The organism is Mycobacterium kyogaense, assembly GCF_003254575.1.
GTDB lineage: Bacteria > Actinomycetota > Actinomycetes > Mycobacteriales > Mycobacteriaceae > Mycobacterium > Mycobacterium kyogaense.
Window position 1 is genome coordinate 139,606 of the sequence record NZ_QJUA01000002.1, and the last position, 23,606, is coordinate 163,211.

24 protein-coding genes and 2 pseudogenes are annotated in these 23,606 nt (G+C 68.0%); 15 read left to right on the plus strand and 11 right to left on the minus strand.

Going from position 1 to position 23,606, the window contains the following annotated elements; all coding sequences use genetic code 11:
- Window positions 1–858, minus strand: coding sequence for a universal stress protein (locus DMB80_RS02670; RefSeq protein ID WP_111508443.1), 858 nt, complete (start codon window positions 856–858; stop codon window positions 1–3).
- Between the two features lie 169 nt (window positions 859–1,027).
- Between DMB80_RS02670 and DMB80_RS02675 the strand changes: the two are divergent.
- Window positions 1,028–1,687: pseudogene (locus tag DMB80_RS02675) on the plus strand (dienelactone hydrolase family protein); the annotation flags it as partial.
- Window positions 1,684–1,956, plus strand: a complete 273-nt coding sequence (locus DMB80_RS02680; protein ID WP_111508445.1) for an ANTAR domain-containing protein — start codon at window positions 1,684–1,686, stop codon at window positions 1,954–1,956. The pseudogene DMB80_RS02675 and the gene DMB80_RS02680, both read left to right, overlap by 4 nt.
- Here DMB80_RS02680 and DMB80_RS02685 read toward each other — a convergent pair whose 3' ends face one another.
- Window positions 1,957–2,634, minus strand: coding sequence for an SRPBCC family protein (locus DMB80_RS02685; protein WP_111508446.1), 678 nt, complete (start codon window positions 2,632–2,634; stop codon window positions 1,957–1,959).
- A 153-nt stretch (window positions 2,635–2,787) separates the two neighbouring features.
- On the opposite strand from DMB80_RS02685, the gene DMB80_RS02690 reads away from it, so the two are divergent.
- Genes DMB80_RS02690 through DMB80_RS02725 form a run of 8 tightly spaced genes read left to right on the plus strand, consistent with a single transcriptional unit; the run spans window position 2,788 to window position 11,167 of the window.
- Window positions 2,788–3,252 carry an Hsp20/alpha crystallin family protein gene (locus tag DMB80_RS02690; RefSeq protein WP_111508447.1) on the plus strand — a complete coding sequence of 155 codons (465 nt, stop codon included), beginning with the start codon at window positions 2,788–2,790 and terminating at the stop codon, window positions 3,250–3,252.
- 7 nt (window positions 3,253–3,259) lie between these two features.
- Entirely contained in the window at window positions 3,260–3,976 is a 717-nt protein-coding gene (locus tag DMB80_RS02695; protein ID WP_240430973.1) for a hypothetical protein, read from the plus strand.
- Window positions 3,977–4,029: 53 nt separating this feature from the next.
- The gene (locus tag DMB80_RS02700) at window positions 4,030–5,694 is read left to right on the plus strand and encodes an NAD(P)/FAD-dependent oxidoreductase (RefSeq protein ID WP_111508448.1); all 1,665 of its coding nucleotides are present in this window, start codon (window positions 4,030–4,032) and stop codon (window positions 5,692–5,694) included.
- 11 nt (window positions 5,695–5,705) lie between these two features.
- A complete protein-coding gene (locus DMB80_RS02705; protein ID WP_111508449.1) occupies window positions 5,706–7,121 on the plus strand; it encodes an ATP-binding protein in 1,416 nt (471 codons plus the stop codon).
- Between the two features lie 12 nt (window positions 7,122–7,133).
- On the plus strand, window positions 7,134–8,621 hold the full coding sequence (locus DMB80_RS02710) for an ATP-binding protein (protein WP_111508450.1): 1,488 nt from the start codon (window positions 7,134–7,136) through the stop codon (window positions 8,619–8,621).
- A 38-nt stretch (window positions 8,622–8,659) separates the two neighbouring features.
- Entirely contained in the window at window positions 8,660–9,520 is an 861-nt protein-coding gene (locus tag DMB80_RS02715; protein WP_111508542.1) for an LLM class F420-dependent oxidoreductase, read from the plus strand.
- Window positions 9,521–9,545: 25 nt separating this feature from the next.
- Window positions 9,546–10,541 (plus strand): dTDP-glucose 4,6-dehydratase, encoded by a 996-nt coding sequence (gene rfbB, locus DMB80_RS02720; RefSeq protein WP_111508451.1) that lies wholly within the window; start codon window positions 9,546–9,548, stop codon window positions 10,539–10,541.
- Entirely contained in the window at window positions 10,538–11,167 is a 630-nt protein-coding gene (locus tag DMB80_RS02725) for a dTDP-4-dehydrorhamnose 3,5-epimerase family protein (RefSeq protein WP_111508452.1), read from the plus strand. Before rfbB ends, DMB80_RS02725 begins: the two co-directional genes overlap by 4 nt.
- Before the next feature lie 103 nt (window positions 11,168–11,270).
- Here the strand turns inward: DMB80_RS02725 and DMB80_RS28885 are convergent.
- Window positions 11,271–12,182, minus strand: a pseudogene (locus tag DMB80_RS28885) (CopD family protein); the annotation flags it as partial.
- Window positions 12,183–12,238: 56 nt separating this feature from the next.
- Between DMB80_RS28885 and DMB80_RS02735 the strand changes: the two are divergent.
- The 3 genes from DMB80_RS02735 to mmsB are packed head-to-tail and all read left to right on the plus strand — an operon-like array spanning window position 12,239 to window position 15,817.
- Window positions 12,239–13,759, plus strand: a complete 1,521-nt coding sequence (locus DMB80_RS02735) for a CoA-acylating methylmalonate-semialdehyde dehydrogenase (protein ID WP_111508454.1) — start codon at window positions 12,239–12,241, stop codon at window positions 13,757–13,759.
- A gap of 4 nt (window positions 13,760–13,763) precedes the next feature.
- A complete protein-coding gene (locus DMB80_RS02740) occupies window positions 13,764–14,921 on the plus strand; it encodes an acyl-CoA dehydrogenase family protein (protein WP_111508455.1) in 1,158 nt (385 codons plus the stop codon).
- A 23-nt stretch (window positions 14,922–14,944) separates the two neighbouring features.
- Entirely contained in the window at window positions 14,945–15,817 is an 873-nt protein-coding gene (gene mmsB, locus DMB80_RS02745) for a 3-hydroxyisobutyrate dehydrogenase (RefSeq protein WP_111508456.1), read from the plus strand.
- Here the strand turns inward: mmsB and DMB80_RS02750 are convergent.
- Both DMB80_RS02750 and DMB80_RS02755 read right to left on the minus strand, forming a co-directional pair.
- The gene (locus DMB80_RS02750) at window positions 15,814–16,371 is read right to left on the minus strand and encodes a TetR/AcrR family transcriptional regulator (protein ID WP_111508457.1); all 558 of its coding nucleotides are present in this window, start codon (window positions 16,369–16,371) and stop codon (window positions 15,814–15,816) included. The two genes, mmsB and DMB80_RS02750, sit on opposite strands and share 4 nt — an antisense overlap.
- 36 nt (window positions 16,372–16,407) lie before the next feature.
- Complete coding sequence (locus tag DMB80_RS02755; RefSeq protein ID WP_240430974.1) at window positions 16,408–17,181, minus strand: HAD hydrolase-like protein; 774 nt, start codon at window positions 17,179–17,181, stop codon at window positions 16,408–16,410.
- A 92-nt stretch (window positions 17,182–17,273) separates the two neighbouring features.
- On the opposite strand from DMB80_RS02755, the gene DMB80_RS02760 reads away from it, so the two are divergent.
- A complete protein-coding gene (locus DMB80_RS02760) occupies window positions 17,274–17,948 on the plus strand; it encodes a response regulator (RefSeq protein WP_046362707.1) in 675 nt (224 codons plus the stop codon).
- Complete coding sequence (locus DMB80_RS02765) at window positions 17,945–19,141, plus strand: GAF domain-containing sensor histidine kinase (protein ID WP_111508458.1); 1,197 nt, start codon at window positions 17,945–17,947, stop codon at window positions 19,139–19,141. Before DMB80_RS02760 ends, DMB80_RS02765 begins: the two co-directional genes overlap by 4 nt.
- Here the strand turns inward: DMB80_RS02765 and DMB80_RS02770 are convergent.
- From DMB80_RS02770 to secY, 6 genes are read right to left on the minus strand one after another with little or no spacing between them, the layout of a single operon-like run.
- A complete protein-coding gene (locus tag DMB80_RS02770; RefSeq protein ID WP_046362705.1) occupies window positions 19,138–19,626 on the minus strand; it encodes a MarR family transcriptional regulator in 489 nt (162 codons plus the stop codon). The genes DMB80_RS02765 and DMB80_RS02770 overlap by 4 nt on opposite strands.
- Before the next feature lie 16 nt (window positions 19,627–19,642).
- Window positions 19,643–20,356 (minus strand): zf-HC2 domain-containing protein, encoded by a 714-nt coding sequence (locus tag DMB80_RS02775; protein ID WP_111508459.1) that lies wholly within the window; start codon window positions 20,354–20,356, stop codon window positions 19,643–19,645.
- Window positions 20,353–20,868, minus strand: coding sequence for a sigma-70 family RNA polymerase sigma factor (locus tag DMB80_RS02780; protein WP_048424703.1), 516 nt, complete (start codon window positions 20,866–20,868; stop codon window positions 20,353–20,355). The genes DMB80_RS02775 and DMB80_RS02780 overlap by 4 nt, the downstream gene beginning before the upstream one ends.
- Window positions 20,869–20,926: 58 nt before the next feature.
- Entirely contained in the window at window positions 20,927–21,724 is a 798-nt protein-coding gene (map, locus tag DMB80_RS02785) for a type I methionyl aminopeptidase (protein ID WP_111508460.1), read from the minus strand.
- Between the two features lie 2 nt (window positions 21,725–21,726).
- Window positions 21,727–22,272 (minus strand): adenylate kinase, encoded by a 546-nt coding sequence (locus DMB80_RS02790; RefSeq protein ID WP_046362701.1) that lies wholly within the window; start codon window positions 22,270–22,272, stop codon window positions 21,727–21,729.
- The gene (gene secY / locus DMB80_RS02795) at window positions 22,269–23,606 is read right to left on the minus strand and encodes a preprotein translocase subunit SecY (protein WP_073682385.1); all 1,338 of its coding nucleotides are present in this window, start codon (window positions 23,604–23,606) and stop codon (window positions 22,269–22,271) included. Before secY ends, DMB80_RS02790 begins: the two co-directional genes overlap by 4 nt.

The following is a 23,606-nucleotide window of genomic DNA, read 5'->3' on the forward strand; positions in this document are numbered from 1 at the left end:
TCACGATCGACCGACCACGATCACCGGATTGCGCATCTCGCCGGCGACAGTGGTACTCACCGAGCCGAGGAGCAAACCGGTCACCGCACCGCGACCGCGGCTACCCACGACGACGAGCTGCGCCCTCTCGCCCTGTATCAACAGCTGGCGGGCCGGGTCCTCGAACCGGATCAGCGTGTGCACCGTCACCGAGGGATGACGGTCCCGCAGAGGTGCCAACGACTCGGCGAGAATCCCCTGGCCCTCCTCGATCGAGAACGATGACCGGCTCCCCTTTCCCGGTGGCTGCTCAGGCTCGTCACACACGTACAGCGCCAGGACATTCACGCGCCGCGCGGACGCTTCGACGAAGGCGACCTCTGCGGCAGCACCCGACCACCGCGAACCGTCGATCCCGACGAGCACCGGCTGCCGTTTCGTGCGCGTCGATCGGCGGACCGGCGGCGGGTCGGCGTGCACCACAGCCACCGGGCAGTGCGCGTGATGCAGCACCCCGGTGGTGACCGAACCGAGCAGACGTTGGAACCGCGTCGCGTTACCGTGCCTGCCCACCACGACCATCGCCGCGTCGTGCGACTGCCCAGCGAGCAGCGGCGTCGGTGCTCCGGTCAGCCGGAGGCCTTCGACGTGCGGCGCGCCGTCGACGGTGTGGGTTGCCGCGATCGCCAGCGCTTCGTCGAGAACGTCATCGGGTGGTTGGCCGCAAGAACTGTCGTGGGTGTCCTCGACGACATGGATGACCTCGAGAGTGGTTGCGCGCATCCGCGCTTCGTCGACAGCCCAGCGCAGCGCCGCGGTGGCCGATGCGGAACCGTCCACGCCGACGAGCACACCTCGCGAGGAGGAAGTTCCGGACATCGTTCTCCTGAAGGGACGTCTGATGAGGAAGTCATCTGCGACGACGGTACGGTCGAACGGCTCGGCGCCACAGGAGTCGATGGCGGGGACAAAGGAGAGCCGATAGTCCCTACTCCCGTGGCTGTTTCATGATCACAGTGGTGCTATGACGCGTGCAGAGATCACGGGCGAGGATGTCGCGGTGCCGACCGCTGGAGCAACTGTGGCCGGGAACCTCACCGTGCCCGACGGTGCCGTGGGGATCGTCGTGTTCGCCCACGGGAGTGGAAGCAGCCGACGCAGTCCACGGAATCGCTATGTCGCAGAGGTGCTCAATGACGCGGGTCTGGCCACCCTGCTGTTCGATCTGCTGACCCCGGCCGAGGAGCAGGATCGAGCCAACGTCTTCGACATCGACCTGTTGGCCGAGCGTCTGATCGGGGCGACCCGCTGGCTGGCCGGACGCGACGAGACACGTGCGCTGCCCGTCGGGTACTTCGGTGCGAGCACCGGCGGCGGCGCCGCCGTGGCGGCGGCAGCCGATCCCCGCGTGACCGTCGCCGCCGTCGTATCTCGGTGCGGTAGAACGGATCTCGCCGGACCGGCGCTGTCGCGGATCTCCGCGCCGACCCTGCTGATCGTCGGAGCGCGCGACCCGGATGTCGTCGCACTGAATCGGCAGGCGCAGAAGGCGATGTCGTCTGCCGAGTGCACGCTGGCGATCGTTCCCGGCGCGACCCACCTGTTCGAGGAACCGGGCACGCTCGAGGCCGTCGCCGCATTGGCCAGGAACTGGTTCGTCGACCACATGGAACTCGTCGGCGCGACATCGCAGCCTCCGCGGTCATGACGTCGACGACCGCCGACGGCCGACGCACATTGTGCGCGGCGCAGGGAGCGCTGGCCGTTGTGCTGCACTGCAGCATCGATGATGCCTTTGCCGACATCGTGCGTACCGCGCAGCGCCACAACGTCGCCCCGCTGCGGCTGGCCGAAGCGCTCCTCGCCGTCGCTGCGGGCGGCACGAGCACGTGTACCGATCTGGCCGCTGCTGCGGCGGTCGACATGACGTGGGGCGAACTGCTGCGCACAGCACAGCGGCAACTCCCGCTGTCGTGATCAGCCCGTGTGGTGCAGACTCGCGCTGGCCGCCGCAGCCGCCGCCTCGGCCTGGCGCTGACGTTCGACGCGCCGGGTGATTCCGAGGAGTATGCCGCGGGTCAACAGCGCGCGGGCCGGCCCCATGAGCTCTGCGACCACCACTTCTCCCGGATGACGCAACGCCAACCGCCATCGGATCAGCAGTCGGCACTGATCGTCGCCACACGGCACGAGGTGCATCGACCACACCACATCCCAGACTCGCCGCAACGCATCGATCCGCAGCACGATCGCCTGGCCGTCGATGACGGTGACGACCCGCGCAGTGAGACCGCCCGGCAGGCCCATCCAGCCTTTCGGCACGAGTCGAATCTCGTCGTCGGCCTCGAGGTGCTGCCATTCCGGATGCACCCGGTCGGCGTTGCGATACTGCAGCCCGAAAGCGTTCTCGACTGGTGCGAAGCTGTACAGCCCACCGCGGTTCTGGCCCATCTGCACCAGCCAGGGCCACACCTGCTCGGCGGGGGCATTGATCGTCACCGCCTCGGTGGTCCGCAGCATCGGCGGCCGCACCCGTTCGTCACCGGGCAGAATGTCCTGCGACTCGGCCTTGGTCGTGCCCCAGTCGCGGAAATAGCGGCGGGCCGCGTACAGCACCCCTGCAGCGACGAGCGTCGGCACCAGTCTGTGCGTCATGCCCTCAGCCTGGGTCGGCGCAGGTGATTCCGCTAGGGCCGGTGGTCCTTTCGCGCGCGACATCCACCTCACGGCTCGGGACTTCGGTCCCTGGTGCGTGAACACGATTCGGTGGTCGGATGGAGTCCGTCAAGCACTTCGAGAGGAGACGACATGACCGGGCAGACGAAGACCGCCGACTCCGAGAACGCCGTTGCGACACAGCACCACCGACCTGCCTGGCCGGACTTCTCCGAGTTGTTCGCCGGCTTCCCGACCTGGGCGGAGATACGTCGTCCGGGGGTCGCCAGCCACCATCCGATCAAGATCGAGGACGAGCTCGCCGATGGCATCTACACGGTGCGCGCCGAGCTTCCCGGGATCGACCCTGCCACCGACGTCGATGTCACCGTGCGCAACGGGGTTCTGACCATCAAGGCCGAGCGCAGCGAGAAGAAGGAATCCCACGGCCGCTCGGAATTCCACTACGGCTCGTTCACGCGTTCGCTGACGTTGCCGACCGGAACCGAGGAGGAATCGATCACCGCGCGGTACGAGAAAGGCATTCTCACCGTGTCAGCGCCGATCGCCGAACCCGAGACACCCGCGCGACGCGTGGCCGTCCGGGCGGCTGACTGAGCTCACGATGGGCAAGCAACGACCTTTTCTCACCGAGGCGATGGCCGCGATCGGAATCGCCGCGCTGTATCGACACCACGTCGCCCCCTGGATACACACCTGGGGTGCGCGTCGGGAGGAGATGACGGCTGTCCTGCCCGGCGACGAACTCGTCGACCCCGACGCACTGCGGACCACCAGGGCAGTGACCATCGACGCCCGGCCCCGCGACGTCTGGGCGTGGCTGGTGCAACTCGGTGAGGGCCGCGGCGGCTTCTACAGCTACTCACTGCTCGAGCGCGCCGTGGGCGCAGACATCCACAACGCTGACGCGATCCATCGGGAGTGGCAGCGACTCGACGTCGGCGACACGATCTGGCTGGCTCGCCGGTACGGGCGTCGGGCGTCGATGATCGTGGCCGCGATTGAGCCGGAGTCGTATCTGGTGCTGGTCTCCCCCACCGACAGCGAACGCCTCGGTCGAGGCGAAAAAGCGCTGGGCAGTTGGTCTTTCGTGCTGCGCCGGGAGCAGGACTGGACGAGGCTGCTGGTGCGCGGCAGCGGCGAGGCGGTCGGCCACTTCTGGTTCGACATCCCGCACTTCGTGATGGAGCAGAAGATGATGCGCGGTATCGCCGCGCGCGCGGAGCGCACCCGGCGCGGAGAGATCGTCGAAGCGATACGCACCGCGCATCCCGTGCCCGAGACGGTGCTGACGACTGACGTACGTATCGATGGACGATGACCGCACCGGACTGACCGCATATCCGCTGGACACCGGGCGCATAATTGGTGGCGATGACAGGCTCGGCCGCTGCGCCCCGTAAACCCGTGATTATCACCGTCGACGACGATCCCGCGGTCTCCCGCGCGGTGGCTCGCGACCTGCGCCGCCACTACGGCGAGAAGTTCCGCATCGTCCGGGCCGAGAGCGGTCCCGATGCACTGGAAACCCTCAACGAGCTGAAGTTGCGCGGCGAGACGGTCGCGGTGTTCGTCGCCGACTATCGGATGCCGCAAATGAGTGGCATCGAGTTCCTGGAAGCGGCGATGGACATCTTCCCGATGGCACGCCGCGTGCTGCTCACCGCCTACGCCGACACCCACGCCGCGATCGACGCGATCAACGTCGTCGATCTGGACCACTACCTGCTCAAGCCGTGGGATCCACCGGAGGAGAAGCTCTACCCGGTGATCGACGCGCTGATCGAGGCGTGGCGCGCCACGGGCGAGCGGGCCATCCCGCACACGAAGATCATCGGGCACCCGTGGAACGCCCGATCGTCGGAAGTGCGCGAGTTCCTGGCCCGCAACCGGCTGTTCTACACCTGGTTCCGCTCCGACGAACCCAAGGGCGCCGCCCTGCTCGAGGCCGCGGGCCAGGACGGGCTGACGTTGCCGGTGGTGATCACCGAGCAGGGCGAAACGCTGGTCGACCCCACCGACGCCGAACTGGCCGCGACGCTGGGCCTGACCACGACTCCGTCCGGTGATTTCTACGATCTCGTGGTGATCGGCGGCGGCCCGGCGGGCTTGGCGGCCGCCGTCTACGGCGCTTCCGAAGGCCTCAAGACCGTGCTGATCGAGCGCACCGCCACCGGTGGGCAGGCCGGGCAGAGCTCACGCATCGAGAACTACCTCGGATTCCCCGACGGCCTGTCCGGCGCGCAACTTGCCGAACGCGCCCGCCGCCAGGCCGAGAAGTTCGACGCCGAGCTGATCACCGCCGCTGAGGTGGTCGCCCTTGAGGTGGACGGCAATGCCCGCACGGTGCATCTGTCCGACGGGCGCGCCATCGGCACCCGGGCGGTCATCCTCGCCATGGGCGTGGAGTACCGACAGCTGCCCGCCGAAGGATGCGAGATCCTGACCGGCGCCGGCGTCTACTACGGCGCGACGACCTCGGTCGCATCGGAATGCGATGACGACGAGGTCTACGTCATCGGCGGCGCGAACTCGGCAGGCCAGGCCGCGATGTTCCTGTCGCGCACCGCGAAGTCGGTGACCATCGTCAGCCGCCGCACGCTCGAAGACTCGATGTCGCATTACCTCGTCCAGCAGATCCGCGCGCAGGACAACATCAAGGAGATGCCGAACACGGTCGTGCACGCGGTCAAGGGCGACGGGCACCTCGAAGGCATCTGCCTGGAGCACCGTGACACCGGCGAGCGCGAGGAGTTCGCCTGCGGGCGGATGTTCATCTTCATCGGCGCCGAACCGCGCACCGACTGGCTCGACGGCGTCGTCGTGCGCGACGGCCACGGCTTCATCGTCGCCGGACCGGACCTGCGCGACGTGAGCGGCTGGACGCTGGATCGCCCACCGCACCACCTCGAGACGAGCGTGCCGGGCGTGTTCGTCGCCGGCGATGTTCGCGCGGAATCGGCCAAGCGGGTCGCCGCAGCCGTCGGCGAAGGGTCGATGGCGGTCATGCTCGTGCATCGCTACCTGGCTGAGACCTGAGGCGCGTCTCCATGACCGGCTCGTGCGACGTCAGCGAACTCCGCGATCTCTTCATCTTCGAGGGCCTCACCGACGAGCAACTCGCGGCGCTGTGTGCCGGCGGGCGGATCGCGACGTTTCCGGCCGGTGAGCTGTGCCGCGAGGGTGAACCCGCCGCCTTCTTCTACGTCCTCCTAGACGGCGAGATCGCACTGTCGAAGCGGTCCGGCGCGCGGGACATCCCGATCTGGCGGGCCTGCGCACCCGGCTCGTACTGCGGCGCGTGGTCGGCGTTCCTCCTCGATGAGACGACGACGTACGAGAACACCGCGACCCTCACCAAGCCATCACGGCTGTTCGAACTCGACGCCACCACCCTGGGCACCTTCCTGACCACGCAGTTCCCGATGGCCACGCATCTGCTCGTCGGTCACTCGCACGGCCGGTACCACCAGCGTCGCATCCTCGGGCCGCACGACCGTCTCGTGCAGTTGGTACAGATGACCGCCGGGTTGACGCACGAGCTGAACAACCCCGCGGCCGCCGCGATGCGCGCCGCAGGGGGACTACGCACCCAGATCGCGGGGATGCGGCACCGGCGGGCCGAACTCCCCGACCGCTCGCTGCCACCCGAGGCCATGCAGTCGCTCGTCGAGTTGCAGGACCGGGTCGCCGAGGTGGCCGGCAAGCCCCACGATCTGACGTCGGTGCAGAAAGCCGACCTGGAGGAAGCGCTCGGCGAGTGGCTCGAACGCCACGGCGTGCCCGACGCCTGGGCGCACGCCGCGATCTTCGCCGAAGCCGGGCTGGACATCGATTGGATGGAGCGCATCTCGGCGGCGCCATGCTGCAACACGCCGAGCTCCTTGGGACCCGTCGTCCGCTGGCTCGCCAGCACCGCGGAGACCGAATTGCTGCTGACCGAGATCACCGACGCGACCATGCGCATCTCCACTCTCGTCGACCAGGCCAAGCAGTTCACCCAACTCGACCGGGCCCCGTCGGACGTCGTCGACGTGCACGGCCTGCTCGAATCGACGCTGGCGATGCGGTCGCACCGGCTGGGTCCCCACATCGCCGTCGTGCGCGACTACGACGAGAGTCTGCCCGCGCTGCCCTGCTACCCGGCCGAACTGAACCAGGTGTGGACCCATCTGATCGACAACGCTCTCGACGCGATCGGCGACTCGCCGGGCACGCTGACGCTACGCACGCTGCGGGACCTGGACCGGCTCCGCGTCGAGGTGTGCGACACCGGTCCCGGCATGTCCGACGACGTGCTGGCCCGCGTCTTCGACCCGTTCTTCACCACCAAACCGTTCGGGGAGGGCACCGGGCTGGGCCTCGACGTCGCCGCGCGCATCGTCGACCGGCACGACGGCAGCTTGTGGGCGGAATCAACTCCCGGCGATACGCGTTTCATTACTTCACTGCCGATCGGGCCATAGGAAGGACCTGTCATGGGCGAAAAGTGCCTTCCCGACGAGTTGCGCACGCTGTTCCTCTTCGAGGCACTCGACGACGAACAGCTGGCGACGCTGTGCGCCAACGGTCACATCGCCACCTTCGAACCCGGCCCGATCCACTCCGAGGGTGATCCCGCGACGTGCTTCTACGTGCTGATCGAGGGCGAGCTGGTGATGTCGAAGCGCTCAGGCGGGGTCGACATCGAGACCAACCGCACCTCGCAGCGGGGCGTGTACTGCGGCGCGTGGTCGGCCTACATCCCTGGCGCCGAGCACGTCTATCAAGCCTCGGTACGGGTGACTCGGCCGTCGAAGTTCTTCGTCCTCGACGCGAACGCCTTCGCGGAATTCATGCAGAAGGAATTCCCGATGGCCGTGCACCTGCTCGAAGGTCAGATGGTCGGCGGCCTGCGGCAGCGCCAGATCCTCGGGCAGCGCGAGAAGCTGCTGGCGTTGGGCCAGCTGTCGGCGGGCCTGACGCATCAGCTGAACAACCCGGCCGGGGCCGCTGCCCGCGCAGTCGCCGATCTGCGTGAAGGCGTCGGCAAGATGCGGCACAAGCTCGCGATGCTCGCCGACGGCAAGTTCACCCCCGCCGCGCTGAAAACGCTGATCAGCATCCAGGACGAGGTCGCCGAGCAGGTGGCCAAATCGAAGTCGCAGGAGCTGACGGCACTCGAGACGTCAGACCGTGAGGACCAGATCGGCGACTGGCTCGACGAGCACGGTATCGACAGCGCGTGGGACTACGCGCCGACATTCGTCGAGGCCGGTCTGGACGTCGACTGGCTGGAACGCGTCGAGGCCTCCATCGACGACGTCGACTGCTCGGCCACGCTGCCGGGTGCGATCGGCTGGCTGAAGTACACGATCGACACCGAGCTGCTGATGAACCAGATCGCCGAGGCGAGCAAGCGCATCTCCGCGCTCCTGGCCGGCGCCAAGCAGTACTCGCAGATGGATCGCGCGGAGTACCAGAGCGCCAACATCCACGAACTGCTGTTCAGCACGGTCAAGACGATCTTCGGCGACAAGCTGGGCAAGGACAAGCCGGTCGCGCTGCACTGGGAGAAGGACAAGACGCTGCCCGAATTGCTCTGCTACCCGGGCGACCTGAACCAGGTCTGGACCAACATCATCGACAACGCGATCCAGGCCATGAACGGCCACGGCAACCTGACGATCCGGACCATGCGGGAGAACGAGTCCACGGTGCGTGTGGAGATCTGCGACGACGGACCGGGCATCCCCGAAGACATCGTCGACCGGATCTTCACCCCCTTCTTCACCACCAAGCCGTTCGGCGAGGGCACCGGGCTCGGGCTGGACCTGGCCTGGCGCATCGTCGTCGAGAAGCATCACGGCAACCTGTCCGTGCAGTCGACGCCCGGCGACACCCGGTTCATCGTGTGCCTGCCGCTGGAGGCGCCCGCGCCCGCGGAAACGGCCACAACCGGTATGACCGAGCCCGCTGCCGGGTAGTGACCTTCAGCGACGCATTCCTACGACGAGAGGTCCCGATGTCCGAATCCGAAGGTCCATCGCTCAAGCCCGCACTGGGCCGATACGGGGTGTGGACCGGCCAGCCGGTCACCCCGGAACAGGCCGTGGACATCGAGAAGCTCGGCTACGGCACCGTGTGGGTGGGGGCGTCGCCGACTGCAGATCTGGCGTTCGTCGAACCGATCCTCGAGAAGACCAAGTCGCTGCAGGTGGCCACCGGCATCGTCAACATCTGGACCGCTGACGCCAACGAGGTGGCCGAGTCGTATCACCGCATCGAGAAGGCCTTTCCCGGCCGGTTCCTGCTCGGCGTCGGCGTCGGCCATCCCGAGCACCAGCAGCAGTACACCAAGCCGTACCAGGCACTTATCGACTATCTCGACGTGCTCGACGCCGCGAAGGTGCCCACCAGCCGCCGCGTGCTGGCCGCGCTCGGGCCGAAGGTGCTGAAGTTGGCCGCGCAGCGCAGCGCCGGCGCGCACCCGTACCTGACGACCCCGGTGCACACCGGCCAGTCCCGCGAACTGCTCGGGCCGACGGTGCTCATCGCGCCGGAGCACAAGGTGGTTCTCACCGACGACCCGGCCGCTGCGCGAGAGGTGGGCCGGCAGACCGTCGACTTCTATCTGGGGTTGTCCAACTACGTCAACAACTGGAAGCGGTTGGGTTTCACCGACGACGACCTCGAACGGCCCGGCAGTGACCGGTTCATCGACGCGGTGGTCGCGTACGGATCACCCGACGAGATCGCGGCGCGACTCGACGAGCACCTGCAGGCCGGCGCGGACCACGTGGCCATCCAGGTGCTCGGCGGCGACGACGAGCTGCTGTCGACGCTGGAGGAGCTGGCCCGGCCGCTGGGCCTCACGCAGGATTGACTCCCGCCGGATAGAGTCGGCAACCATGCGATTGCTGGTTACGGGGGGCGCCGGCTTCATCGGTGCGAATTTCGTTCATGCCACCGTGCGTGAACGCGACGACGTGCACGTCACCGTGCTCGACGCGTTGACGTATGCGGGCAGCCGCGAGTCGCTCGCGCCGGTGGACGGGGACATCCGCCTGATCGAGGGTGACATCACCGACGCGGACCTGGTCGGCAGGCTGGTCGCCGAGTCCGATGCGGTGGTGCACTTCGCTGCCGAGACCCACGTCGACAACGCACTCGCCGACCCCGCTCCGTTCGTTCACACGAACGTCCTGGGAACGTTCACGGTGCTCGAAGCGGTGCGCGCCAATGACGTTCGCCTGCACCACATTTCGACCGACGAGGTGTACGGCGATCTCCCCCTGGGGGATCCGGTGCGATTCACCGAGGCCACGCCGTACAACCCGTCGAGCCCGTACTCGTCGACCAAGGCCGCGTCCGACATGCTGGTGCGCGCCTGGGTGCGGTCGTACAACGTCGCCGCAACGCTGTCGAACTGCTCGAACAACTACGGCCCGTATCAACACGTGGAGAAGTTCATTCCGCGGCAGATCACCAACATCCTGACGGGGCGGCGACCGCGCCTGTACGGCGCCGGAGCCAATGTGCGGGACTGGATTCACGTCGAGGACCACAACAGCGCGGTGTGGCGCATTCTGACCGACGGCCAGATCGGCCGCACCTATCTGATCGGGGCGAACGGCGAGCGCGACAACCTCACGGTGCTGCGCACCATCCTGCGGCTGATGGACCGCGCCGACGACGATTTCGACCACGTCATCGATCGAGCGGGCCATGATCTGCGCTACGCCATCGATCCCGGCCCGCTCCGCGATGAACTGGGGTGGGCGCCACGGCACACCGATTTCGAGGAGGGGCTCCGCGAGACGATCGCGTGGTACCGCGACAACGAATCGTGGTGGGCGCCACTGAAAGACGCGGTCGAAGCGCGCTACCTGGTGCGCGAAGGATGAAGGTGCGCGAGCTCGCGGTTCCGGGCGCGTGGGAGCTGACGCCTACGGTGCACGGTGACTCACGCGGCGGGTTCTTCGAATGGTTCACCGACGCGTCCTTCAGCGCCATGACGGGGCATTCCCTTGACGTGAAGCAGGCGAACTGCTCGGTGTCGTCGACGGGCGTGCTGCGCGGCCTGCACTTCGCACAGCTGCCACCGAGTCAGGCCAAGTACGTGACCTGCATGCGAGGCGCTGTCGTGGATGTCGTGGTCGACATCCGGGTCGGCTCCCCGACCTACGGCACGTGGGACGCGGTGACGCTGGACGACGACACTCACCGCGCGGTGTACCTGTCAGAGGGCTTGGGTCACGCTTTCCTTGCGCTACAGGACAATTCGGTGGTCACCTACCTGTGTTCGGCCGGCTACGACCCCGCACGGGAGCACACCATCGATCCTCTCGACCCGGCGATCGGCATCGACTGGTCCTCGTGGCTCCCTACCGACGAGTTGATCCTGTCCGACCGGGATCGCGCCGCTCCGTCGCTGGCCGAGGCGCGGGAGGCCGGGGTGCTGCCGACGTGGGATGAGGCGCAGGCTTTCGTGGCGGGACTCGGGTCCCGGCCCACAGCGCCGCCGCGGTGATCGCGACGAGGACGGCGCCGCAGCCGAACACCGTCAGGTCGAATGGACCTGCCGCGGCAACGCCGGCCTGACTGCGGGCCGAGCCGCGCAGGAACGGGACGACCGCGAGGACCGCGACGGCGATCACCGACTCGGCGGCGACCACCGTGGGGAAGTGATCCACGGCCAACCGCAGCATCATGCGGGTGTCACCGTCGGCCCGTGCGGCGCGGATGCGCGGCAGCAGCACCCTGGTGTTGTACGCACCTGCCGCGAGCAGCAGACCCACGAGTACGAGCTTGATCGTCAGGTGCCGGCCGTACGGGGTGGTCACCAGCTGGGCGGGCGAGCCGACGTGTGTCCACGCCAGCCACGCGCCGGAGACGATCATGGCCCCGACCGCCCACAGCGCCAGCACGCTGAACCGTTCCCAGCTCTGCGCCCAGTCGTGCACGGCGTCCGGCCTCTGCGCACCCGCCCGCCGGCTGAGTAGTCCTGCGACCGCCAGGACCACCAGGCCACCGACCCAGACCAGCGCCCCGAGGACATGGACGATGGTGAGCACACCGCGGGGTGCAGCGGCCAGCGATGACGGCATGACCGGCAGCAACGCAGCGCCCGCCCCAGCGAGCGCGGTGACCGCGGCGAGTCCCCGCGACGGGCGCGAGCACAGCGCAGCGAGCCCGAGAACGGCCACGGCATCCAACGCGACCTGAGCCGTCGAGGTCGATCGCGCGGTCCAGACCTGCACCGCAGTCGCCACCACCAGAAGCACCGATGCCGGAACCGCCAACGTGCGCACCCGCGCCGCGACGGTGCCGCCGGGCTCCGCGACGACGGCAAGGGTGATGCCGATCGCCACCGGCAGGGACGCGGCAAGGAAGAGAAGGACCGAGGAGAGGATCTCGATCAGCGTCGGATCGGGCGGGACGAAAACCGGCATGCTCATCGACGGTAGGCACCGTGGATGAGAACGGGGTTGGCGCCGGCTGTGAACGTCTGTGCGCGGATCGGCAGGCCTCTTGTCACCGACCATCCCTCATTACTAGGATATCCAACTATCTACACTCGGTCGCTCCTGGAAGGCTCCTCATGACCAAGCGAATCCCCCACTTCATCGACGGTAAGCGCAGCGAGCTGGCATCCACTCGGACCGCAGATGTGTTGAATCCGAGCACGGGCGAGGTCCAGGCTCAGGTATTGCTCGCCAGCAAGGCCGACGTGGACACCGCGGTCTCTTCTGCCGTCGAGGCGCAGAAGGAGTGGGCGGCGTGGAACCCGCAGCGCCGGGCCCGCGTCATGATGAAGTTCATCGAGCTGGTCAACGCCAACACCGAAGAACTCGCCGAACTCCTGAGCATCGAGCACGGCAAGACCGTCGCCGACTCCAAGGGCGACATCCAGCGCGGCATCGAGGTGATCGAGTTCGCGATCGGCATCCCCCATCTGCTCAAGGGCGAGTTCACCGAAGGCGCCGGCGGCGGCATCGACGTCTACTCGATCCGCCAGCCCCTCGGCGTGGTCGCCGGCATCACGCCGTTCAACTTCCCCGCGATGATCCCGCTGTGGAAGGCCGGTCCCGCGCTCGCATGCGGAAACGCGTTCATCCTCAAGCCTTCTGAGCGTGACCCGTCTGTTCCGCTGAGGCTCGCCGAACTGTTCCTCGAGGCGGGTCTGCCCGCCGGCGTCTTCCAGGTGGTGCAGGGCGACAAGGAGGCCGTCGACGCGATCCTCACCCACCCCGACATCCAGGCCGTCGGCTTCGTCGGCAGCTCCGACATCGCGCAGTACATCTACTCCACCGCCGCCGCCAACGGTAAGCGCAGCCAGTGCTTCGGCGGCGCCAAGAACCACATGATCGTCATGCCCGACGCCGATCTCGACCAGGCCGTCGATGCGTTGATCGGCGCCGGCTACGGCAGCGCGGGCGAGCGGTGCATGGCGATCAGCGTCGCGGTCCCGGTCGGCGAAGAGACGGCGAACCGGCTCCGTAATCGCTTGGTGGAGCGAGTGAATCAGCTCCGCGTCGGGCACAGCCTGGATCCGAAGGCCGATTACGGTCCGCTCGTCACCGCTGCCGCACTCGAGCGGGTGAAGAGTTACATCGCCCAGGGTGTGGATGCCGGTGCCGACCTGGTGGTCGACGGTCGCGAACGCACGACGGACGAGCTCTCCTTCGACGATCAGAGCCTGGAGAACGGCTACTTCATCGGTCCCACGCTCTTCGACCACGTCACCACCGACATGAGCATCTACACCGACGAGATCTTCGGCCCGGTGCTGTGCATCGTCCGCGCCCACGACTACGAAGAGGCACTGAGCCTTCCGAGCAAGCACGAGTACGGCAACGGCGTCGCGATCTTCACCCGCGACGGCGACGCCGCGCGTGACTTCGTCTCGCGGGTACAGGTCGGCATGGTCGGCGTGAACGTCCCGATCCCGGTGCCGGTGGCCTACCACACCTTCGGCGGCTGGAAGCGGTCCGGCTTCGGCGATCTCAACCAGCACGGCCCCGCGTCGATCCAGTTCTACACCAAGGTCAAGACCGTCACCGAGCGGTGGCCGTCAGGCATCAAGGATGGCGCGGAATTCGTCATCCCGACCATGAAGTGACGACGTGGACTTCTTCAGCCTCGGCGACGACGACCGCGTGATCGCCGAGACGGCAGCGGCGTTCGCCACGAAACGGATGGCGCCCCACGCCTTGGAGTGGGACGAGACGCATCACTTCCCCACCGACGTCCTGCGGGAAGCCGCGGAACTGGGCATGGCCGCGATCTACTGCCGCGAGGACGTGGGCGGCAGCGGCCTGCGTCGCATCGACGCGGTGCGCATCTTCGAACAACTCGCCACTGCCGATCCGACCGTCGCAGCGTTCCTGTCCATCCACAACATGTGCGCGTGGATGATCGACACCTTCGGCTCACCCGAACAGCGCAAGACGTGGGTGCCCCGGCTGGCGTCGATGGACGCGATCGCCAGCTACTGCCTGACCGAGCCGGGCGCCGGCTCCGACGCGGCCGCCCTGCGCACCAAGGCTGTTCGCGACGGAGACGGGTGGGTGCTCGACGGGGTCAAGCAGTTCATCTCCGGGGCCGGTAGCTCCGACGTCTACGTCGTGATGGCGCGCACCGGAGCCGATGGCCCCAAAGGCATCTCCGCCTTCGTCGTCGACAAGGACACGCCGGGACTGAGTTTCGGTGCCGACGAACAGAAGATGGGGTGGAACGCTCAACCCACCCGGCAGGTGATCCTCGACGGCGCGCGGGTGCCCGCCGAGGCACTCCTCGGCGGCGAGGAGGGCACCGGCTTCGGCATCGCGATGAAGGGACTCAACGGCGGCCGCATCAACATCGCGGCCTGCTCGCTGGGCGGCGCGCAGGCGGCCTACGACAAGGCGACCGCCTACCTGGCCGACAGGCACGCCTTCGGCGGCGCACTCATCGACGAGCCCACGATTCGGTTCACGCTGGCCGACATGGCGACCGCGCTGGAGACGTCACGAATGATGTTGTGGCGAGCGGCGACTGCGCTCGACGAGGATCACCCGGACCGGGTGGCGCTGTGCGCGATGGCCAAGCGCTACGTCACCGACGCCTGCTTCGACGTCGCCGACCAGGCGCTGCAACTCCACGGCGGGTACGGCTACCTGCGCGAGTACGGACTGGAGAAGATCGTCCGTGACCTGCGGGTGCATCGAATCCTGGAGGGCACCAACGAGATCATGCGCGTGGTGGTCGGGCGGGCAGCCGCCGCTCGGGCCCGCGCGTCGTAGACGACGACGTAAAGAGGAGAGGCATGACGACGATCGCATTCCTGGGACTCGGCCACATGGGCGGCCCGATGGCGGCGAACCTGGTCGCCGCCGGGCACACCGTGCGCGGCTTCGACCCGGTGGTCGCGCTGCGGGACGCCGCCGAGGAGAAGGGCGCGGCGGTGTTCCACACCGGCGCCGAGGCAGTCAGCGCAGCCGAGGTCGTGATCACCTCGCTGCCCAACGGAGCCATCGTCAAGGCTGTGTACGACGACGTGCTTCCGGCCGCCCCCAGCGGCGCACTGCTCATCGACACGTCCACGATCTCGGTCGACGACGCGCGCACCATCCACACTCAGGCAGCAGATCGCGGCCTCGCTCAGATCGACGCACCGGTCTCGGGAGGTATCAAAGGCGCGACCGCCGGCACGCTGGCGTTCATGCTCGGTGGGGACACCGAGGCCGTCGAACGGGCCCGCCCGGTACTGGAACCGATGGCGGGCAAGATCATCCACTGCGGCGCTTCGGGCGCCGGGCAAGCAGCCAAGCTGTGCAACAACATGGTGCTCGCGGTGCAGCAGATCGCGATCGGCGAGGCGTTCGTCCTCGCCGAGAAGCTCGGCCTGCCCGCGCAGTCGCTGTTCGACGTGATCACCGGTGCGACCGGCAACTGCTGGGCTGTCCACACCAATTGCCCTGTGCCCGGGCCGGTTCCGACGTCTCCGGCCAACAACGACTTCACGCCCGGTTTCGCGACAGCGCTGATGAACAAGGACCTCGGCTTGGCAATGGCCGCCGTGACGTCGACGGGAGCGCAGGCTCCGCTGGGGACGCATGCTGCAGACATCTACCGGCAGTTCACCGAAGATCACGCCGACAAGGACTTCAGCGCTGTGATCGAGATGCTGCGCGGCTAGACAGGCCCCAGCAGGATCTGCCGGATCACCGGACGGGCGAAGCGAATCAGCTCGTCACGGCTCAGCTCGGCGACGGCGGGATTCACCATCACATAGCGGGTGACGGCCAAGCCGATGACGAACGCGCCCATCAGGCCTGCGCGTTGGGCCGCGTGGTCGGGGGTGACCACCGCCAGCGCCGGCCCCACCTGGGTGGCGAACACCCGTCGCATCGTCTCGACGGCGGACTCACTCGTCATCGCCGCCCGCAGCAGCGCGACGAACGTACTGTCCTGCTCCCAGACCGCGAAGAACCGGGACAGCAGGACGTCGGCGACGTCGTCGGGCGCCACGGCCGTGAGATCGGGCAGCTCGAGGGTGAAGTCCGCGGCCTCGGCGAACAGCTCCTGCTTGCTACCGAAGTAGCGGTTGATCAACGCCGGGTCGACGCCCACATCGGCGGCCACCGCGCGCATCGTGGTGGCTTGATAGCCCTCGGAGCCGAACCGCGCGCGGGCCGCCGCCAGGATGTCGGCGCGCGTCTTCGACGCGTCGCGGGATCGGGTCGAGCTCACCCGCGCAAGGATAAGACCCCGAGTACGCGCGGAAAGCTAGGCAGCGGTCGGGGTGGGATGGGTGTCGCGCCAGGAATCGTGGATCTGCCGACAGTCCGCGATGCGATGCAGGATGCCCGCTCCCTCTGCATCGACTGCACCGACCGAGATCGTCGCCACCCCCGCGGCGTTCGCGGACTTGAAGCTCGCCGACGAACCCGCGAACGCCAGCGAACTGCGGGCCGTGACGCCCAGTTCGGCCAGCGCGGCGCGGAACAGGTCGGTGCCCGGCGCATCGTCGGCGGTGACGATCGCGGTGACCACACCGTCGCCGACGAGCTGCCGAACCAGCGGCGCCACCCAGGAGTGGCTGCCGGAGCTCACCACCCCGACGCTGATCCCCGCGGCATAGGCCTCGGTGATCAGATCCGCCAGGCCGGCGCGGGCGGTGATGTCGGCGTCGAGGATCGTCTCGGCGAGAATCCGGTTCTTCCGTGCGCAGATGTCGTCGACGAGGAGTTCGGCGAGCACATCGCAGTCGGAGCGGACGCCGCGCTTGCGCAGTTCGGCGGCCACGCGCCGGCGCTCGTCGCTCAGTGTGAGCAGCTGCCGGTACCGCGCCTCGGACCAGACGATGTCGAGGCCGAGCTCGGCGAACGCCGCGTTGAACGCGAGTCGATGCCCGGCGCAGTCGAGGTCGGCGATCGCGTCGAGGTCGAAGATCACCGCCTGAAGGGAGGGCTTCAGCGTCGGTGCGAGGCTCTCGCTGGGGCTGGGCCAGTCCCACCAGAAGCGACCGGCGCGCCAGGTTTTCTGCTGTGAGGGCTCCATGACCGTCATGGTGTCCCAGGTCACAACTCGGCCGCCTCCCCCATTAGGGGGATTCGGCGGGGAATCGCGGGTGCGCCTCTAAGGTGAGGGCCATGACCAGCCCCTCGGATCGCCCCGGCCCGGTGCGAATCGTGCTGGTAGACGACCACGAGATGGTGATCGAAGGCCTCAAGGCCATGCTCACCGCGTTCGCCAGCAGGGTCACCGTGGTGGGCCAGGCCGTCGGCGCGGAAAAGGCCATGGACGTGATCGCCGACCTCGATCCCGACATCGTGCTGTGCGATGTGCGCATGCAGGGTTCGAGCGGTCTCGATCTGTGCCAGCGGCTGCGCGAGCGCGATCCGGGCCGTCGCGTCGTCATGCTCTCGGTCTACGACGACGAGCAGTACCTGTTCCAGGCGCTGCGTGTCGGGGCGGCCGGCTATCTGCTCAAGAGCATCAGCAGCGAAGAGCTGGTGCGGCAGCTCGAGTTCGTCCACACCGGGGCGACGGCGATCGATCCGGTGATGGCCGCGCGCGCAGTCGATACGGCTGCCCGCCTGCAGCGCGACGAGTTCTGGCCCGGCGCACGCCAGGGCCTCACCCAACGCGAGAGCGAGATCCTGGCGCTGGTGGTCAACGGTCTGTCCAACCGCGCCATCGCGGCCAAGCTGGTGATCGGTGACGAGACGGTCAAAACCCATCTGAGCTCGCTGTACCGCAAACTCGGCGTCAGTGACCGCACCGGTGCGGTGGCCACCGCTCTGCGCGAAGGCATCTACCAGTGAGCGCGCGGCCGGTCCTGACCGCCGACCGGGAACTGGCGCTGCTGCGCGAACTGATCCAGGCTGCCTCGCGCGGCCCCGGCGTGGAGCCGCTGGCCGCCGCGGCGGCCCGGATGATCACCGCGGCCACCGACAGCGACGTCTGCTTCGTCCACGTCCTCGACGACACCGAGCGATCACTGACGCTGGCCGGTGCCACCCCACCGTTCGACGCGGAGGTCGGCAAGATCCGGCTGCCCCTGGGCCAGGGAATCTCGGGGTGGGTGGCCAGTCACCTGGAACCGGTGGTGATCCGCCGCGACAAGGAGTCCGACCCTCGCTATCTGCCGTTCCAGTCGCTGCGCGGACGTGACTTCACCTCGATGGTCTCGGTGCCGATGGAGTCGACCCCGGGCGGGCTGGTCGGCGTGCTGAACGTGCACACCGTGGCCGAGCGGGACTTCGGGGACCGCGACGTCGAGCTGCTGCTGGTGATCGGCCGACTCATCGCCGGGGCCATGCATCAGGCCCGCCTGCATCGCCAGCTGGTGGCCCGCGAACGCGCACACGAGAACTTCGTCGAGCAGGTCATCGAAGCCCAGGAGATCGAACGGCGCCGGCTCGCCGGCGACATCCACGACGGCATCTCCCAGCGGCTGGTCACCCTGTCCTACCGGCTCGACGCCGCCGCTCAGGCCGCCCGCTCCCCCGATGACCGCGAGGCGCTGACCGAGCAGCTGGATCGTGCCCGCGAGCTGGCGGAACTCACGCTGCAGGAGGCCCGGGCCGCGATCAGTGGTCTGCGCCCGCCGGTGCTCGACGACCTGGGTCTGTCCGGCGGGCTGGCCAGCCTGGCGCGGTCGATCCCGCAGGTCAAGATCAACACCGACCTCGCCGACACCCGGCTGCCCGACCACATCGAGCTCGCGCTCTACCGGATCGCCCAGGAGTGCCTGCAGAACGTCGTCAAACATGCGCGCGCGACGGTGGCCCGACTGGCGTTCCACGCCGACGACCAGACCGCCCGCCTCGAAATCGCCGACGACGGCGTCGGTTTCGACACGTTGGAGCGCCCGCTGGGTAGCGACGAGATGGGCGGATACGGTCTGCTGTCGATGGCCGAACGCGCCGAGATCGTCGGGGGCCGACTCAACATCCGCTCGCGCCCCGGGGCGGGCACCACCGTCACGGCGACAATCCCACTTCCCAGCCGCTAGAAGTCTCCGGCGCCGCGGCGCAGCGTCTCGATCGCCGACGACAGGGCGAGGGACTGCTCGTCGGTGATGCCGAGATCGGCGAACACCTCGGTGTTGAGCGTGACAGTGGCGTCCTCGACCGTGGACCGCCCCAGGTCGGTGAGGCGCACCAACGTCGTGCGCCCGTCGGTCGGGTGCGGGATGCGCTCGACCAGACCGTCGGCCTCCAGCCGGCGGATCGCGTGCGTGACGCTGGTGACGTGGACCTGCAGCCGGTCCGACGCCTTGGTGATCGGCAGCGCGCCGGTCCGGCTGAACGCCAGCAGCCGCAGGAGTTCGAACCGCGAGAAGCTCAGGTCGTAGGGCCGCAGCGCGGCCTCGACTCGGGCCAGCAGGATCTGGTGGGCGCGCATCACCGACGTCACTGCGACCATGCCGTCGGCCACCTCACCCCACCCCGAGGCCTCCCAGTTGGCGCGGGCGGCAGCGATCGGGTCACGGGGCACGCCTCTTCTTACCGCATCACAGCTGCTTCTCCAGCAGCACCTTTCCGTCGGTCATCGAGACCATCTGCACCGCGGAGATGTCATCGCGCTGCATCGGGGTCGTCCCGCTGGGGAGCGCCGTCGCCCCGGGGATCCCCAACCAGGTCGCGATCTGAGATCGGGTGCCGTCGCGGCCGACGACCACCATGCCGAGGTCCTTGGGCGGCGTGTTGTCGTCGCCCCACTGGCCGTAGGAGCAGGACATGTCGATGCGGGTGCCCCAGCCGAAGTCGGTCAGCGCGATGCTGGCGTTGATCGGCGTCGGAGCCATCTTGGTCATGTCGGCCATCTGTGCGGTGTTCTGGGTGGTGGCGCCATCCTCGAACCCCATGATCGCGGGCCGTGCCACCAGCAGAATGCCGACGGCCAACACCGCCGCGGCCAATCCGACGACGGCCGAGGTGACCCACCGGCTGCGGCGGCGGCGCCATCGCACCTTGGCCAGCACGTTGTCGAGCACCTCGGGGCGCAGCGGCGGGTACGGCTGCTCGTCGTCGAGAGCGGTCACGTCGTCGAGGTCGAGCAGTCCCAGCAGCCCCGGCATCCCGGACATCTCGGCCACGGCGTCGCGGCATTGCGCGCAGCCGGCGAGGTGGTCTTCGTATTCGAGGCGCTCGTCGCTGCTCAGCGAGCCCAGCACGTAGGCGGCGTCCCAGGTCAGGTAGCGGTCGTCGCGCTCGTGGACGGTCATCGCGTCACCCCCATCTCCTGGAGTCCCAGTCTCAGGGCCCGCATGGCGTAGTGCAGCCGGGATTTGACCGTGCCCTCGGCGATGCCGAGGTCGGCGGCGATCTGAGCGGTCGTCCAGCCCTGGTAGTAGGCGCGGCGGACGACGGCGCGGTGTTCCTCCGTCAGCTGGGCCAGCGCGGTGGAGAGCAGGATGCGGTTCAGCGCGGTGTCCACCTCGTCGGACGAGGCGCGGTCGACGACCTCTTCCGGCACCGGTTCGGCGGCCTCGTTGCGAAATCGGGCGCTGCGCCGCTCGTCGATGATCATGTTGCGCGCGACGGTGAACAGCCAGGCCCGCGCGGAGCGCTCCGCGTCCGCGGTGACCGAGGGGTGTCGCCACGCCTTCAGCAGCGTCTCCTGCACGACGTCCTCGGCGCGGGCGCGGTCACCGGTCAATCGCAGCGCATAGCGCCACAGCGCATCGCCGTGTTCGTCGTAGAGCACGCGCATCATGGCGGCCTCCGGATCGTCCATTCCCAACCTCCGTGTACTACACGGTGTCGGCGGCGTTCCGGTTCACCCGCAGCCCGAATCAGAGGGTGAGAATCCTCGGCCCGTCGTCGGTGACCGCAACGGTGTGCTCCCAGTGTGCGGCCCGGGAGCCGTCGGTGGTGACCACAGTCCAGTCGTCGTCGAGGATGCGCGTCTTCGCCGTGCCCAGAGTCAGCATCGGTTCGATCGCGAGCACCGAACCCACGGCCAGGTGCGGTCCCCGCCCGGGCGAACCCTCGTTGGGCAGGAACGGGTCCATGTGCATCTCGCGGCCGATGCCGTGGCCGCCGTAGCCGGCGACGATGCCGAAGCTGCGGTCGTAGCGCTGCTCGGCGGCGTGGGTCCCGGACTCGATGGCATGCGAGACGTCGGTCAACCGGTTCCCGGGCACCATCGCCGCGATTCCGGCTTCCATCGACTCGCGGGTCGCGGCCGAGAGGTTGGCGTCAGCCTCGATCAGGTCGCCGATGCCGAAGGTGATGGCGGAGTCACCGTGCCAGCCGTCCAGGATCGCCCCGCAGTCGATCGACACCAGGTCGCCGGCGGCGAGCGTCTCCGTCGCCGACGGGATGCCGTGCACGACGCGGTCGTTCACCGACGAGCAGATGGTGGCCGGAAATCCGTGGTAACCCAGGAACGACGGCACCCCGCCGCCGTCGCGGATCACGGCTTCGGCGACTCGGTCCAGGTCGAGGGTCGACAGGCCGGGCGCGGCAGCCTCCCGGACGGCACGCAGCGCGGCGGCCACCAACGCACCGGCGGCGGCCATCGCGTCCAGTTCCCCGGCGGTCCGCTGGGGAACGACCTTGCGGCTGCGCAGCCCGGGTAGCGACACCATGGCTAGCGGCCGAGCGCCTTCAACGCGCGCGCGAACACCTCGTCGAGCTCGCCGACGGCGTCGACCGTGGTCAGCGAGTCGCGGTAGTGGTCGAGCAGCGGAGCCGTCTCCTCGCGGTACACCTTGAAGCGATTGCGGATCACGTCCTCGGTGTCGTCGGCGCGGCCGCGGCCCTGCAGCCGGGACACCAGTTCCTCTTCGGGCACCTTGAACTCGACGACGGCGTCCAGCGACAGGTTGCGCTTGGCGAGCATCTGGTCCAGCGCCTCGGCCTGCTCCACCGAGCGCGGGTACCCGTCGAGGATGAAGCCGGCCTGGGCGTCCTCGTCGTCGAGCCGGTCGTCGACCAGCGCGTTCGTCAGCGAGGCGGGGACGAGATCGCCGGCGTCGAGGTACTTCTTGGCTTCCACACCCAGCTCGGTGTTGTTGCTGATGTTGTACCGGAACAGGTCGCCGGTGGAGACGTGCGGGACGCCGAGCTTGTCGGCCAGCTTCTGAGCCTGGGTTCCCTTGCCCGCGCCGGGCGGTCCCAACAACACGATTCTCACTTCAGGAACCCTTCATAGTTGCGCTGCATGAGCTGGCTTTCGATTTGCTTGATGGTGTCCAGGGCGACGCCGATCGCGATCAGCACGGCGGTGCCACCGAACGGCAGGTTCTGCACCGAACCGGTGTTGCCGATCTCCAGGAACAGGTTGGGCAGCACCGCGATGACGCCCAGGTAGATCGAGCCGGGCAGCGTGATGCGAGACAGCACGAACCGCAGATAATCCGCGGTCGGCTTGCCCGGCCTGATGCCCGGGATGAAGCCGCCGTACTTCTTCATCTCGTCGGCGCGTTCGTCAGGGTTGAACGTGACCGAGACATAGAAGTAGGTGAAGAACACGATCAGCCCGAAGTACAGGGCGATGTAGACCGGGTCCGCCGGGTTGGTCAGGTAGTCGGCGACGAACGTCTGCCACCAGCCGTTGCCGGGGTTGTCACTGGCGCTCTGGATCAACTGGGTGATCAGGTGCGGGATGTAGATCAGCGACGACGCGAAGATGACCGGGATGACGCCCGCCTGGTTCACCTTCAGAGGCAGGTAGGTCGACGTGCCGCCGTACATCCGGCGGCCGACCATGCGCTTGGCGTACTGCACCGGGATACGGCGCTGCCCCTGCTCGACGAACACGACGCCGACGATGATGATCAGCGCCGCGACGCAGACCAGCGTGAACACCATGCCGCCGCGGCTGTCCAGGATGGTCTTGCCCTCGCTGGGAATGCGGGCTGCGATGCCGGCGAAGATCAGCAGCGACATGCCGTTGCCGACGCCGCGCTCGGTGACCAGCTCGCCCATCCACATCACCAGAGCCGAACCGGCCGTCATCACCAGCACGATGATGATCAGGCGGAACAGGTTCATGCCCTCGCTCTGCCCCTCGATGATGTCGAGCGTGCAGCCCTGCAGCAGACCGCCGTTGGCGGCCAGCGCCACGATCGAGGTGGACTGCAGGATCGCCAGCGCGATCGCGAGGTAGCGGGTGTACTGCGTCAGTTTCGCCTGGCCGGCCTGTCCTTCTTTACGCAACTGCTCGAAGCGCGGGATCACCACGCCGAGCAGCTGCACGATGATGCTGGCCGTGATGTAGGGCATGACGCCGACGGCGAACACCGACAGCTGCAGAAGAGCGCCGCCGGAGAACAGGTTGATGAGCGAGTAGATCTGTGCGGAGTCGCCGCCACTGACCTGCGCGATGCACTGCTGCACGTTGGGGTAGTTGACCCCGGGGGACGGGACCGTGGCACCCACCCGGTAGAGGATCACGACGCCGAGCGTGAACAGGATCTTTCGCCTCAGATCAGCTGTCCGCAGTGATGAGATGAAAGCCGAGAGCAC

What these genes read in the sequence shown, in the direction of transcription:
- DMB80_RS02670 (WP_111508443.1), bottom strand. Translation starts at nt 858, where the DNA reads ATGTCCGGAACTTCCTCCTCGCGAGGTGTGCTCGTCGGCGTGGACGGT.
- DMB80_RS02680 (WP_111508445.1), top strand. Translation starts at nt 1,684, where the DNA reads ATGACGTCGACGACCGCCGACGGCCGACGCACATTGTGCGCGGCGCAG.
- DMB80_RS02685 (WP_111508446.1), bottom strand. Translation starts at nt 2,634, where the DNA reads ATGACGCACAGACTGGTGCCGACGCTCGTCGCTGCAGGGGTGCTGTAC.
- DMB80_RS02690 (WP_111508447.1), top strand. Translation starts at nt 2,788, where the DNA reads ATGACCGGGCAGACGAAGACCGCCGACTCCGAGAACGCCGTTGCGACA.
- DMB80_RS02695 (WP_240430973.1), top strand. Translation starts at nt 3,260, where the DNA reads ATGGGCAAGCAACGACCTTTTCTCACCGAGGCGATGGCCGCGATCGGA.
- DMB80_RS02700 (WP_111508448.1), top strand. Translation starts at nt 4,030, where the DNA reads ATGACAGGCTCGGCCGCTGCGCCCCGTAAACCCGTGATTATCACCGTC.
- DMB80_RS02705 (WP_111508449.1), top strand. Translation starts at nt 5,706, where the DNA reads ATGACCGGCTCGTGCGACGTCAGCGAACTCCGCGATCTCTTCATCTTC.
- DMB80_RS02710 (WP_111508450.1), top strand. Translation starts at nt 7,134, where the DNA reads ATGGGCGAAAAGTGCCTTCCCGACGAGTTGCGCACGCTGTTCCTCTTC.
- DMB80_RS02715 (WP_111508542.1), top strand. Translation starts at nt 8,660, where the DNA reads ATGTCCGAATCCGAAGGTCCATCGCTCAAGCCCGCACTGGGCCGATAC.
- rfbB (WP_111508451.1), top strand. Translation starts at nt 9,546, where the DNA reads ATGCGATTGCTGGTTACGGGGGGCGCCGGCTTCATCGGTGCGAATTTC.
- DMB80_RS02725 (WP_111508452.1), top strand. Translation starts at nt 10,538, where the DNA reads ATGAAGGTGCGCGAGCTCGCGGTTCCGGGCGCGTGGGAGCTGACGCCT.
- DMB80_RS02735 (WP_111508454.1), top strand. Translation starts at nt 12,239, where the DNA reads ATGACCAAGCGAATCCCCCACTTCATCGACGGTAAGCGCAGCGAGCTG.
- mmsB (WP_111508456.1), top strand. Translation starts at nt 14,945, where the DNA reads ATGACGACGATCGCATTCCTGGGACTCGGCCACATGGGCGGCCCGATG.
- DMB80_RS02755 (WP_240430974.1), bottom strand. Translation starts at nt 17,181, where the DNA reads ATGGAGCCCTCACAGCAGAAAACCTGGCGCGCCGGTCGCTTCTGGTGG.
- DMB80_RS02760 (WP_046362707.1), top strand. Translation starts at nt 17,274, where the DNA reads ATGACCAGCCCCTCGGATCGCCCCGGCCCGGTGCGAATCGTGCTGGTA.
- DMB80_RS02775 (WP_111508459.1), bottom strand. Translation starts at nt 20,356, where the DNA reads ATGACCGTCCACGAGCGCGACGACCGCTACCTGACCTGGGACGCCGCC.
- DMB80_RS02780 (WP_048424703.1), bottom strand. Translation starts at nt 20,868, where the DNA reads ATGGACGATCCGGAGGCCGCCATGATGCGCGTGCTCTACGACGAACAC.
- map (WP_111508460.1), bottom strand. Translation starts at nt 21,724, where the DNA reads ATGGTGTCGCTACCCGGGCTGCGCAGCCGCAAGGTCGTTCCCCAGCGG.